We start from the raw sequence: 12,382 nt of genomic DNA, 5'->3' as shown, positions 1-12,382 counted from the left end.
CGGTGAAACGGCCTCAGCCGGCCCTTCCTCCCCGCGAGCATTCCTCTGACACCCGATCGACCATCGGGTGCCTCAAGGGGAAGGAATCACTGTGCGCAGAAGTCTCTCGCTGCTTGTCGTGCCCCTGGCGCTCATGGGCTTGTCCTCCGTCCCGGCGACGGCCGCCGAGCAGAACACCCCACCGGGATCGCGGGACGCGACCTCACAGCAGGCCCAGGCGGAGCCCCGGGCTCTGTCGGAGAAGACGACCGGCACGACGGCACAGGCGCGTGAGCACTGGACACCGGAGCGCATGCGCGAGGCCCTGACCAACCCGATGGACCCACCCGCCGCATCACCCGACGTCGGCCGTGCGCAGGAGCCGGGAAGCCCCGACGACGGCGCCGGAGCCGGTGACAGCGGCGGCAGGGACGAGAACGCACGGCTCTCGGCCGACGCCGTTCCACCCAAGAACCGGCGTGCCGAAGGCCCCGAAGAGGGCGTGTCGACGCTGGACCAGCCGCGTTCCGACTTCGTCGAGTACCCGCGCTCGTGGCCGAACGTGGCCACGGGGAAGCTGTTCTTCGAAACACCCCAGGGGTCGAAAGTCTGCAGCGCCTCCGTCATCACGTCGAACACCAAGAACGCCGTATGGACGGCGGCTCACTGCCTGCACGGAGGCAAGGGCGGCGCCTTCTACACGGACTTCATGTTCATCCCGGCGTACGCGAAGGGCGAGGCCCCCTGGGGCGCCTGGTTCGCCGACCGGGTGATCGTGCCCGACACGTGGTCCGAGGACGGGGACCTCCGCACCGACGACATGGGGGCTCTCGTGATGAAGAAGCACCCGACCTACGGCACCCTCCAGGACTCGGTCGGCGCGTACGGCTATGACTTTGGGGACACCGACCACAGCGACGTGTACGTCCTTGGGTACCCGGTCGACGGATACCGCCGCCCGGCCGGCGACTTCGCCGACGGCAAGCGCATGATGCTCTGCCAGGGCGACACCGTCGACGCCAGCGACTGGAACCCCCTCGACGACCGGCTCGCCATCGACTGCGACATGGGCCACGGCGCCAGCGGCGGCCCGTTCCTCACCGGCGTCGACGACGACAACGTCCAGATCGTCGGCACCCACAGCCACCGCGCCGATGGCCTGGAGATCTACTCGTCGGAACACGGGGATCAGGCGGAGGCGGTGATCGACCTGGTCAACAACTGACGCCCGGCCGGGCCGGTTGCGACGGACGATCAACCGTCCGTCGCAACCATGGTCCTCGGACCACGCGCAGCTCATACCGCCCTGGAGGTGGCAGCAGCCCTCCTTCTTGCACGACCACGGGCCGGACACCGCCCGGCGGACGCCGCCGCTCACGCGTACTCCTCCGTGAAGTGGCCACAACGGATGCCTGTGACCGGCTGCGTCACGACGCCGCCGCGTAACAGCGGACGGACACCAGCTGAGACGGGCTCCATCGTTGCTCGACCGTGGCCATCAGTTCCCAGCCCAGCCGCTCGTACAGGGCTGCCGCGGCAGTGTCGGACGCCACGACGTCCAGCACCGGATGCAGACCACGGCGTCGTGCTTCCTCCACGGCTCGGCCGACCAGCAGCGCGCCGATCCCGTGCCCCCTGGCCCGCGGCGCCACGAACAGCCGGCTGACCACCGCGGTCAAGTCCTCACTCGTCCCGCTCCGCAGGCTCCACAGGCCGGGAGCGAGATCCCCTTCACCGCTCCTGGACAAGGCGACATGGCCGACGAGACGACCATCGAGTTCGGCGACCCAGGCCCTCAACACAGAAGCCTGCGACAACCACTCGGCAGGCCGTTCAGGCCAGTTCACCGGATAACCGTCACACCGATGGACCTCCGCGAGAACCCTCACACACCCCTCGACGTCCCCGGTGGCCCGTGACCGGACCAAGGGACCTGACCTTGTCACATCAACTCCCGCGCTCTGGATCCCAACGTCGGCATGCCCCCTCCGGCGATCAGCTGACGCGGGCGGCGATCGTGCGCGCACAGAGCAGGGACTCGGTACGCGTCGTGTCCACCTCCAGGTCGTACGAGACCCCCTCATGCACCACGTCCGCCTGCAACGCGGCCATTCCCCGGACCCGGTCTCCCCGCGCGATCTCACGCCCCGCGGCGACCGCGCTCTCACACCTGACGCCGACCCACAACACGGCCGGCCCGCCCAGAGCCTTCTGCCACCGCTTCTGGGACTCCGCTCCACCGAGGAAGACGTCGTCGATGATGACCCTGGCCCCGGCACGCACCATCGCCACGACGCCCTCCATCCAGGCCGCCTCCAACGCCCGGAAGTCCGCCCCGACGCTCACCCCGCCGTCCGCGGCGAACACGATTCCCCCGTCCGAGTCCCGCATCTTCGCGGGCAGAGCGTCGACGAACGAGTCGCACCCGAACGCCAGCCACGGATCGGGCAGTACGGCCTGCAGGCACCGTACGATCCCCGACTTCCCCGAGCTGGAACCACCGTTGAGAATGATCACCTGAGTCGCCACCGCGCCACGCTCCGGCACTGTGCCCTAGTGCCCTGGCGGCGGGGGCTCGGCACGGAGCCGGAAGACCGTGGAGGAGGCGTCATCCTTGGCGGCGTCGCCGTTCTCGTCCGTGACCGACACCGTCGTCAGCCCGGCCGCCGCGGCGAGCTTCTCGAACCCGGAGCGCGTGTACCAGTGCAGCAGCCAGGGGCGTTCCAGCACGGAGCTGTCATCGTTCCCGTGGCGTTCGTAGCGCAGCAAGGCGGTCTGGGTACGCAGGTTTTCATCGCGTTCCTCGGACACCACGGAGAACCGCAACTCGGCACCGTCGTCGGCCGTGGCCGTGCGTACGCGCCCGATCTGATCGGTGGGGCTGGGGGACGGAACATGCAGCGGGATCAAGGCGGAACCGCCGTCGACAAGGTGGCGGCGGATGCCGCGGAGAGCGTCCTCGGCAGTGCTGTCGTCCGGTAGCAGGTTGAAGGTCGGACCGGCCAGGAAGACCGCACGGTACCGACGCGGCAGACTGAGCGCCTCCATCCGCTGATGGTGGACGGTGACCGCGACACCCGCCTGTTCGGCCCGACGCCGGCAGCGCTCCAGCATGTCCGCGGAGGAGTCGACACCCTCCACGTCCAGCCCGAGCCGACGCAGCGCGAGCAGCGGATCACCGTCTCCACAGCCCAGCTCCAGCGCCGGTGCGCCCGCCTCCCGCACGAAGGCCGCGTACGGGTCGGGGTCCGGAGAGAAGGACTTCAGGGGCGCGTAGGCATCGGCAACGATCCCGGTATAGAAATCAGCTGGCTCCATCTGCGTCCATCCGTCCCTTCCCCGCGCTGTACGACACCGTCAGCGGGTTCTGCTGGTTCTGCTGGTTCTTGTTGGTTCCGCCAGTGATCTCCGTGGCGTCCTCGGCGCACGGTAGTACCGGGTCCATCAGCGTCGCCAGCGAATTATGAGCCGCCCCAATTCACCAGTCCGCGGCGGCAGATGGAGTCATTACCGTTCGAGAGACGTGCGGTCCCCCATCACGATCACCGGGTGCAGCGCCGGGTCGAGCGTGCGCAGCAACTCCTTCATGTGCTGCTGCGCCAGGCTCACACAGCCGTGGGTGGGCCCGCCGTGGTCGACGTGCAGCCAGATGCCGCCGCCGCGGCCCGCGCCGAGCGGACGGGTCCAGTCGAGCGGGGAGGTGCCCGGCTTGCGGTTGTAGTCGATCGCGACCACGTAGTCGAAGGAGCCGGCGAGCGGCTCGCCCTCGAATCCGGTGCCGCCGATGGTGAAGCCGCCGGACCGGTCGTAGGGCAGCTTCGTGCCCGGGTCGGCGAGCAGTCCGCCCGCGTCGCTGAGGGTGAACACGCCGATGGGCGAGCGCAGGTCACCCGCGTGATGGTCGTCGGTCCAGCCCCGGAGCGCGTTGTGGGCGGCCCAGGTCTGCCCGGCGGCCCAGCCGTCGCGGGTGCGTTGGTACAGCACCACCTGCGACTTGGGGGAGTTCCTGTCCTTCCCGGTGACGACGACGACCTGCCGGGCGTTCTCGGGGACCGCGGCGAGCGTCCGGGGGCCGAGGCCCGGGAGGTCGGCCGCTGCGGAAGCGCTCGCGCCCCCACTTGCACCCGCACTCGCACCCGCACTCGCACCCGCACCCGCACTCGCACTCGCACTCGCACTCGCGCCCGCAGCTCCGGCGTCAGCCGTGCTGGGCGTGGCAGCCCGGTCGCCCTGCGCACTGGCAGCGGCCGAGGCGGCGGCCGAGGGAACGCCCTCCGCCGTCCCGGCACCGGGGTCACCGCCGGGGCCGCCGCACCCGGCCAGGGTGAGGGCCAGGGCCAGGACCGCGGCGGGAACCGGCAGACGGGAGCCCACGGAGGAGCTCACGGAGGAGCCCACGGAGGAGCCCACGGAGGAGCCCACGGACGAGAAGAGGTGCCTCACCGGGTGCCTCACAGCGCCGAACCCGCCGTCCACTCGTTCCACGGCATGTTCCAGCCGTTGAGTCCGTTGTCGGGGGCGATCACCTTGTCGTCGGAGTTCTTCACCACGACCACGTCGCCGATGAGGGAGTTGTCGTAGAACCAGGCGGCGTCCTGACCGGAGTCGCCACCGCCCTTGACGTCATTGAGCCCCACGCAGCCGTGGCTGATGTTGGACCGGCCGAAGACGGAGTCGGCCCCCCAGTAGTTGCCGTGGATGAAGGTGCCCGAGGTGGACAGCCGCATGGCGTGCGGGACGTCGGGGATGTCGTACTCGCCGGCGTAACCGACCGTGGCGCCGTTCATCCGCGTCGAGATCAGCTTCTCGGAGATGACCATCTGCCCGTTCCAGGTGGGCGACGAGGCGGCGCCCGCGGTGATCGGTATGTTCCGCACGGTGCTGCCGTCCCGGACGACCTTCATGGTGTGCGCGGCGGCGTCCACGGTGGACACCTGACCGCGCCCGACCTTGAACCGGAGGGTCTGGTCCTGCTCGCCGTACGCGCCGGCGGCCCCCTTCACTCCGGCGAGGCGGATCCTGACGGTGACCGTGGACTGGGGCTTCCAGTACTCCTTCGGACGGAAGTCGAGGCGCTGCCCGCCGAACCAGTGGCCCACGACGGTCTGTCCGCTGTCGGCACTGACCTCGACGGCGGACTCGACGGCCTTCTTGTCGGTGATCGGCTTGTCGAAGGTGAACGAGACCGGCATGCCCACACCCACCGTGGAGCCGTTCCGCGGGGTGGAGGTGCCGGTGAACCGGTCGGCCTCGGCAAGCGTCCTGAACGTCACGCTCCTGGTCGTACGGTGGCCGTCGGTGCCGGTGGCCACGGCGGTCAACCGGTAGGCCGTCCCGTGCTTCAGGTCGTCCGAGGGAGCCCAGCTCTTCTTGTCCGGGGACCGTTCGCCCTCCACCGACTCCACCGCCCGACCGTCCGCGGTGGACAGGGACACCTCGGCGAGCGTGCCCCCTTCGACCGTGACCCGGCCGCCGACGGTGACCGGGACATGTTCCTGCCCGTCGGTGGCGTGCAGGTCCAGCCGGGGCCCCGTCGCCGCCCCGGCGGCCTGCACGGGTCTCTTCGCCGGGTCCCCTGCGGGGTCCTTCGCGTCCGACGCCCCGGTGCCGCAGCCGGCCAACAGGCACACCGAGACGGACAGCAGCGCCAGGACGGACCGGGCCGGGACGGGGCGGGCGGCTGGGACGCGGCGCGCCGGGCCCGCCGCGGACGCCGCTGCCGGAGCCGGAGCCGGAGCCGGGCCCGGGCCCGGGCAGGTGTGATGGGTGGATTCTCCGTCGTGCATGGGGCCAGCGTGGAGCGCGGATATCAGGAAGTGGTCAGGGTGTGGGAAGAACCGCAAGGGGACCGTGCACCGTACTGACGACGCCGCAGCAGACATAAGGTCAGCGGCGTGTGCGCACATATTCTGGTCGCCGAGGACGACGGCATGCAGGCCGAGCTCATCCGCCGGCTCCTCGTCAGGGAAGGCCATACGGCCGTCGTCGTCTCCGACGGACGCGACGCTCTCGACGAGGCCCGCAACCACCGGCCCGACCTGGTGATCCTCGATGTCATGCTGCCGGGCCTCGACGGTTTCGGCGTCTGCCGTGTGCTGCGCCGGGACGCGGACGTACCGGTGCTGATGCTCACGGCCTGCTCCGCCGAGGACGATCTGCTGCTCGGGCTCGACCTGGGCGCGGACGACTACATGACGAAGCCGTACAGCCCCCGGGAGCTGCTGGCACGCATCCGCACCGTGTTGCGCCGCACCCTGCCTCCCGTCGAGAACTCCCCCGTACTGCGTGTCGGGGGCATCACCGTCGACCCGGTACGGCACGAGGTCACCTGTGACGGCGCGGCGGTCGACTGCACCCCGGGCGAGTTCGCCATCCTGAGCGCCATGGCCGCCGAGCCCGAACGGGTCTTCTCGCGCCGCCAGTTGCTGGAGCACACCCGCGGTCACGACCGGGCGTCCACCGAGCGCGCCATCACCATGCACATCATGAACCTGCGCAAGAAGATCGAGCCCGACCCGCACGCCCCCGCACGGCTGCTGACGGTGTTCGGAGTCGGCTACAAACTCGTCGACTACAGGCTCGTCGACACCAAACTCGTCGACGGCCGGGACCCCTCATGACCGTGCCCGGCCCCGACGGCGCGATACCCGCTCCCCGCATCCCCTGGCACAAGAGTCTGCTGGTACGGCTGCTGATCACCACCGTGGCGATCGCGGTGCTGTCCGTGGGCGCCACCGCGTGGCTGGCCGTGCAGCTCACCACACGGGCCATCCAGGAGGAAAGCGGGCAGGTGCTCTCCGACGACTCCGACATCCTGCGCCGGCTCAGCGGCTATGCCGCGGGCCATGCCGACTGGGACGGCGTCGGCACCACCGTACGCACGCTGTCGCGCACCCTGGACCGGCGCATCGCCCTGACCACCGAGGGCGGACGGCTCATCGCCGACTCCGCCGCACCCGGCACCGCGCTGCCCGCCCGCGCCTCGGCCACCGTCGACCCGCTGCGTACGGACACCTACACCGAGCCCGGCGCCCAGCTCACCGGCATCGACCCGCGGGCGGTGGGACCGTATCGGCTGTCCCGTACCGAGGCGGAGAAGGTGAGCGAAGTGGCGCGGCGGCGTGTGAAGTGCATGGCCAAGTTCGGCAACGGCGCCCGCACCAGACAGATGCCCAGCGGCCGTACGGTGGTCATCGCCGACGATGGCCAGTCGGCCGCGCTCGCGCGGTGCGCCGTCGCGACGGACACCCCGGGGATGCCCACCGAGCGCAAGGCGCTGACGGCCCTCGCGAAACTGATGACCGGCTGCCTCCCCGACGACTGGAAGCGGATGGCCGAGGCAGACCCCTATCTGCGGGAACTGTTCGGCACCGATGTCATTCCAGGAATGCCCGGCCCGGTGTCCGGCAACGTCCGCGGCGATCAGCAGGTGCAGAACTGTCTCGACACATCACGCCGCACCCAGCTCGACCCCTACGTCGCCCCACCGGCGACCCTCTACCTCGGCAACCGCGACCAACAGCAGTCGGGCTTCGACCTCTCACCCGCCAACAAGACCAAGGTCATCGGAGTCACCGGCCTCGTCCTGGCCGTCACGATCACACTGACCGCCCTCGTCGCCGTCCGTCTCGTCCGCCCCCTGCGCGCCCTGACCGCCGCCGCCCGGCAGCCGCCCGAGCACCACGCACGGGTCGCCGTCACCACCAAGGACGAGACGGGCTTCCTGGCCGCCGCCTTCAACGACCTGACCGCGCGCCGGGAACAGATGGAGGCCCAGCGCAAGGCCATGGTCAGCGACATCGCCCACGAACTGCGCACCCCGCTGACCAATATCCGCGGGTGGCTGGAGGTCACCCGCGACGGACTGCTCGACCCCGACCCCGACCTCATCGCCTCCCTGCACGACGAGGCGCTGCAACTGCAGCACATCATCGACGACCTGCGCGACCTCGCCGCGGGCGACGCCGGCACCCTGCGGCTGCACCGGGAACCCCTGGCCGCGGACGAGTTGATCGGCCAGGTCGCCGCCGCCCACCGCAGCCGCGCCGAAGCCGCGGACATACACCTGCGAGCGGATGCCGACCCCGGCCTCTGGATGGACGCCGACCCGGTGCGCATGCGACAGGTCCTGGGCAACCTCGTCTCCAACGCCCTGCGGCACACTCCCGCGCAGGGCACGGTCACCCTCAGCGCCCGGCAGACACCGGACGAGGCCGTCCTGACCGTGCGCGACACCGGCGACGGCATCGCCCCCGAAGACCTGCCCCACGTCTTCGACCGGTTCTGGCGCGCCGAGAAATCCCGCAGCAGACGCACCGGCGGCAGCGGTCTCGGCCTGCCCATCGTCCGCCAGTTCGTCGAGGCCCACGGCGGAACGGTCACCGCCGGGGGCGCCCCCGGCAACGGAGCGGTGTTCACGGTCCGGCTTCCTCGTGTGCCGGGACCGGGACCGGAGGAACCTCACCTGTGAAAGGGCCTCACATCGCCCGTAAGCGTGCCGAGCCCTCGCAGCGGCTGGGCCGTCACCGCCGGGTGATCGAGCGAACCGTGCGTGTCCTGGCCGGCCGAGTGCCGAAGGCTCCACCGCCGCTACGAACGCAAGGCCGAACATCCCCTCGCCTTCGTCGGCCAAGCCGCAGCCCTCTCGCCTATCGCCGTCTTACAGCGCGTTGAGGCAGTTCAGTACGCGCTCAGCCCGCTGCGATCACGGCCTGGATCAGACCCGGGAACCGGCGGTCCAAGTCCTCTTTGCGGAGGCGCATATACAGACCGTTCCCGGCGTCGCGCTGATACACCAAGCCTGCCTCGCGCAGTACGCGCCAGTGACGGGTGCGACTGGACTTGCCCACCGGAAGGTCGAAGGAAGCGCACAGCCGCTCTTCGTCCGGCCGATCGGCCAGCTCAGCCACGACCCGACGCCGGTTCGCGTCAGCCAGCGCCAAAAGGATGGACCCCACCTCCAACTCTTCAACGCGAGGGTGCGTCAACTCGCCTACCGCCATCACTTCACCCCTCGACAAGGTACGCCCGGTTGCGTACCTTCCTGGAGGTACGCAATCAGGCGTACCTTACCGCTGCTGGGGGAGCCATGTCTGTACCCGCATCGCCGCGTCGCCGAGTCCTGTCACGCATCCGCACGTCACTGTGCAAGCTCCTGCTCATCGAGCACTCGCCCTTCATGACGCTCTGACCCGGGGCAAGGTCCTTGCCGTTCGCGTGCAGACCCGAGCGGCGGGCAAGCCGCCAAACCAACCCGGCGTGCGTGACCAGAGATCCGCGCTCCGAACCCCCGCCTCCCGCCCGGCGACGGCGAAGCACCCCACGGTCAAACCCTCAACTCGTCGTTGGCTCCAGTGGGCCGGTGGCCGCGACTCGGCCCAGCGGCGTCAGAGTTTGGGCTCGACGGGCAAGGGGAGCTTGTCCGCCCAGCTGGAGAGCGCCAGGGCCGCGACCTCACGGGTCTCACCGCCGACCGAGGTCTCTGCCAGGAGGGTCCGCTCGGCGTTGGGGAGGGCGAGTTGGCGGTAGAACTGGAGGTCCTCGAACCCGTTGACGGCGACGTCACGGCTCGTGGCGGCGTAGACGAGGCGAGGAACGCGGGCCCAGTAGCAGGCGACCAGGCACATGGGGCAGGGCTCGCTGCTGGAGTACATCACCGTGTCCTCCATGAGGTGGCGCCCCAGTTTGGCACCGGCGTTGCGAAGGGCCATGACTTCGGCGTGGGCGGTGGGATCGCGGAGTTCGACGACTGAACTGGTGCCGGTGGCGATGACTTCCCCGTCGATGACGACAAGGGCGCCGAAGGGGGTCTTGCCCTCGTCCTCCAGCGCGTGCCGGGACAGGCTGATGGCCTGAGAGAGGAAGGCGTGGTCCTGGGCGGTCTCGGGGGCGTAGGGCACCTTGTCTCCAAGTATCCGGTCGAGCCGATCGCGGGCGCACTTACATGTAGATGGAGGGGTCAGCGTCGCCGAACGGGCCATCCAGGTCCATGTCGTAGCCGGTGAGGGGCGTGGTGGCGCCATCCGTGTCGATGGTGCGCAGCGCCAACCCGGCTTGGTGGGGGTCGGTCCAGTCGCCGTTTTTCAGTAGTTCGACCATATCTGGGACAGCAGCGCTGTGCTGGTCCCCGCGAAGGATGAGGCGATGGATGCGGGGAGCGGATGCGTTGGCGGAGCAGAGCAGAACTCTGGTCGCGGACAACCGGTGGTGCCATTCCTCGAAGGCCTGGTCGACGGCAGCCGGCCGATGGGCGGCGTCGGGGGTCAGGGGGAGGTTGTGCAGGACGATCCTGGTGATGGCTAGACGATCGCCACGACGTAACTGGGCAGTCATGAGAGCTTGGTCGACTTCATTGCGGAAGGCCGTGAACTCGGGCTGGAGCCAGGCGTGGCCGCATTGCACGACCACTGCGTCGGTCACCTCTGCGGCACCGAGGTCCGCCAGGCGCTCGCGCCAGGCGGACACGTCTATATCGGGGTCGGTCATGATCCCTCTCGCGTATGGGCACCGACGAGCTGGACAACCTTCAGGCCGGTGGTGACGGCCTCGACTGGTTCAGCTTCCGCGGCGGCCCCGGGCAGGACGCGGGCGGCAAGACGAGCAACAGCGGTCAGGGCAGTGGAAGGCAGCGTGGTCAGGAAGTCACGCAACTCCCCGTCGCTGTCGCCGGGGGTGAGCGGAGCCAGACGACAGGCGATGGCGAGGATCATCGCGGCCGGCCGCTGGTGAGGGTCGACGAACGGGACGGGCACGAGGTAGACGCGGCCACCCCGTGAGTTCCGTATACGAGCCGCCGGTGAACCGGGAAGGTCGGCCCGACCGGCGAGGCTCAGGAGCGCTTCGCGGGCCTGCGCGGCGGTGGAGAAGTAGCGGTGGGTGGCGAACGTACGCAGGTACGCCCCCAACAGCTGGTGATCGGGCGTGAACTCAGGGCGGAGCAGCTCCGGCGGGTGAGGAACGCGAGTGTCGCGCAGAGTGGCGAGCGCGGTCACGGAGACCAGCGCCCAGAAGTGGTCGTACTCCTCCACGGAACTGAAGACGTTCCGGGCGGCGTCGGCTTCCACTGTGGGCACGGCATCCACGTCGCCGTACAGGGCGTGACGGAGCTGGCTGAGGATGGAGGCGCCGTCCCAGTAGTTGCCCATGAACTTGGTGCCGGTGAGGATCTCGTACACCCCGTACAGGGCGCTGGCCTGATGAGCGCCGTGGAATTCGGTGAAGTCACCGATCCACGACAGGACCTGGAGCGGGTCGGTGAGGATGCTGCCGAGTTCCTCGCGGTTGCTGGCCGACTTGGGATCAGGATCCACAGAGCGCAGGACCTTGAGACGGGTGTCGGTCGTCAGGGCAACCAGCTCACGGGCCGCCCGGTTGGAGGCCACGCCGCGTACCGACATCAGCAGCGCGGTGTTGGCGAGCCAGGCCAGGTAGCGGCTGAGGGCGCCGAGCGGCGGCGCCGGGTCGGGCAGGCGGCGGCAGTGGCGAATCGTCGAGTCGATCAGTTCATGGGCGCACGCGGTGATCTGGATCGGATCGGCGCCGCTGACCAGGGTGGCGCGCAAGAGACGATGCAGAACATCCAGGTGGACGGTGATGGCGTCCTCACCGGCCTCCGCCGGTAAGTCAGCCTCGACCAACTGGTCGACGAGATGCCGGATCGCGGTGGGATCGTTGCTGGTGGCGGCCTGGCTGATGGCGCCGAGGTAGGAGTTGACGACGGGGTCGTTCTTGACCTCGTGAGTGAGGGAGCCGAAGTCGGTGCCCTGACGGGCCACACCGTGTGCCAGCGCCTCCGCAAGAGTGCGACGCAGCAGCCGGTTACGGCCCCCGATGCTGGCCAGGCCGAAGAGGCGGACGAAGGAGAAGATCCCGAAGATGTTGGCCAGCAGGAACAGCAGCGCGCCGTAAGTGGCGGTCTCCGCATTGTCGGCGAGCAGCCCACAGCCGGTGAACAGGGCTGCGGCCCAGCCGATGAGCACCCACTCCCGGAAGGCGATGTGGCTGTCGATCGACCGTAACGAGGGCCAGGAGCTGGCCGCGGAGAACGTCAGCGCGAAGATGACCGCCTCGCCGGTCAGCAGCGTCGCGAAGAAGGCGATGCTGAACTGGGTGGCGTCCACGACGTCGTCATGCGCGCGGGGGTAGTCGAGCGCGACGAGACCGAGTGCGGCGGCACACAGGAAGAGCGCGATCTGTCTCCAGGTCTGCACTTTCGCCCCGCCCGCCTCCTGAGCCCCCAGCAGTGCCTGCAACTGTTTCAGGGATCAATGGCGTTGCCAACAGGGTGATCGGTTGGGGCCCGAAGGTGAGCGGCGAAGCCGTCCCCCCGATTGGCAGATTTGGGCCACTCGTGGACTCCTGCGACCTGCGGGCCTTGTCCCGTCAGGCTGTCCCAAACCTGCCA

13 protein-coding genes and 1 pseudogene are annotated in these 12,382 nt (G+C 69.6%); 4 read left to right on the top strand and 10 right to left on the bottom strand.

Going from position 1 to position 12,382, the window contains the following annotated elements; all coding sequences use genetic code 11:
- Positions 1-91 precede the first annotated feature (91 nt).
- Positions 92-1,204, top strand: coding sequence for a hypothetical protein (locus AB0959_RS41170; protein ID WP_366831942.1), 1,113 nt, complete (start codon positions 92-94; stop codon positions 1,202-1,204).
- Positions 1,205-1,406: 202 nt separating this feature from the next.
- Here AB0959_RS41170 and AB0959_RS41165 read toward each other — a convergent pair whose 3' ends face one another.
- The 6 genes from AB0959_RS41165 to AB0959_RS41140 all read right to left on the bottom strand — a co-directional run bounded on the left by AB0959_RS41165 (position 1,407) and on the right by AB0959_RS41140 (position 5,765).
- Positions 1,407-1,868, bottom strand: a complete 462-nt coding sequence (locus AB0959_RS41165; RefSeq protein ID WP_366831941.1) for a GNAT family N-acetyltransferase — start codon at positions 1,866-1,868, stop codon at positions 1,407-1,409.
- Positions 1,869-1,974: 106 nt separating this feature from the next.
- Positions 1,975-2,508 (bottom strand): chloramphenicol phosphotransferase CPT, encoded by a 534-nt coding sequence (gene cpt, locus AB0959_RS41160; protein WP_366831940.1) that lies wholly within the window; start codon positions 2,506-2,508, stop codon positions 1,975-1,977.
- A 24-nt stretch (positions 2,509-2,532) separates the two neighbouring features.
- Complete coding sequence (locus AB0959_RS41155; RefSeq protein WP_366831939.1) at positions 2,533-3,297, bottom strand: class I SAM-dependent methyltransferase; 765 nt, start codon at positions 3,295-3,297, stop codon at positions 2,533-2,535.
- On the bottom strand, positions 3,284-3,424 hold the full coding sequence (locus tag AB0959_RS41150; protein ID WP_366831938.1) for a hypothetical protein: 141 nt from the start codon (positions 3,422-3,424) through the stop codon (positions 3,284-3,286). The genes AB0959_RS41155 and AB0959_RS41150 overlap by 14 nt, the downstream gene beginning before the upstream one ends.
- A gap of 62 nt (positions 3,425-3,486) precedes the next feature.
- Positions 3,487-4,389 carry a L,D-transpeptidase family protein gene (locus tag AB0959_RS41145; protein WP_366831967.1) on the bottom strand — a complete coding sequence of 301 codons (903 nt, stop codon included), beginning with the start codon at positions 4,387-4,389 and terminating at the stop codon, positions 3,487-3,489.
- Positions 4,390-4,430: 41 nt separating this feature from the next.
- The gene (locus AB0959_RS41140) at positions 4,431-5,765 is read right to left on the bottom strand and encodes an Ig-like domain-containing protein (protein ID WP_366831937.1); all 1,335 of its coding nucleotides are present in this window, start codon (positions 5,763-5,765) and stop codon (positions 4,431-4,433) included.
- 108 nt (positions 5,766-5,873) lie between these two features.
- Here AB0959_RS41140 and AB0959_RS41135 point away from each other — a divergent pair, with 108 nt between their 5' ends.
- The 3 genes and pseudogenes from AB0959_RS41135 to AB0959_RS41125 all read left to right on the top strand — a co-directional run.
- Entirely contained in the window at positions 5,874-6,599 is a 726-nt protein-coding gene (locus tag AB0959_RS41135; RefSeq protein ID WP_366831936.1) for a response regulator transcription factor, read from the top strand.
- Positions 6,596-8,449 (top strand): HAMP domain-containing sensor histidine kinase, encoded by a 1,854-nt coding sequence (locus AB0959_RS41130; protein WP_366831935.1) that lies wholly within the window; start codon positions 6,596-6,598, stop codon positions 8,447-8,449. Before AB0959_RS41135 ends, AB0959_RS41130 begins: the two co-directional genes overlap by 4 nt.
- Before the next feature lie 11 nt (positions 8,450-8,460).
- A pseudogene (locus tag AB0959_RS41125) lies at positions 8,461-8,602 on the top strand (IS5/IS1182 family transposase); the annotation flags it as partial.
- A gap of 67 nt (positions 8,603-8,669) precedes the next feature.
- On the opposite strand, the gene AB0959_RS41120 reads toward AB0959_RS41125, so the two are convergent.
- The 4 genes from AB0959_RS41120 to AB0959_RS41105 form a co-directional block, all read right to left on the bottom strand.
- Positions 8,670-8,981: a helix-turn-helix transcriptional regulator gene (locus AB0959_RS41120; protein WP_366831934.1), complete on the bottom strand. Its 312-nt coding sequence runs from the start codon at positions 8,979-8,981 to the stop codon at positions 8,670-8,672.
- Positions 8,982-9,365: 384 nt separating this feature from the next.
- The gene (locus AB0959_RS41115) at positions 9,366-9,878 is read right to left on the bottom strand and encodes a nucleoside deaminase (protein ID WP_366831933.1); all 513 of its coding nucleotides are present in this window, start codon (positions 9,876-9,878) and stop codon (positions 9,366-9,368) included.
- A gap of 40 nt (positions 9,879-9,918) precedes the next feature.
- Positions 9,919-10,464 carry a hypothetical protein gene (locus tag AB0959_RS41110; RefSeq protein WP_366831932.1) on the bottom strand — a complete coding sequence of 182 codons (546 nt, stop codon included), beginning with the start codon at positions 10,462-10,464 and terminating at the stop codon, positions 9,919-9,921.
- Positions 10,461-12,188 (bottom strand): hypothetical protein, encoded by a 1,728-nt coding sequence (locus tag AB0959_RS41105; RefSeq protein ID WP_366831930.1) that lies wholly within the window; start codon positions 12,186-12,188, stop codon positions 10,461-10,463. Before AB0959_RS41105 ends, AB0959_RS41110 begins: the two co-directional genes overlap by 4 nt.
- Positions 12,189-12,382 lie beyond the last annotated feature (194 nt).

This window comes from Streptomyces sp. NPDC046862 (genome assembly GCF_040704615.1).
In the GTDB taxonomy this organism is placed as follows: Bacteria; Actinomycetota; Actinomycetes; order Streptomycetales; family Streptomycetaceae; genus Streptomyces.
Note: the sequence above shows the minus strand (reverse complement) of the source record. Positions and strands in the feature narration are given on the sequence as shown.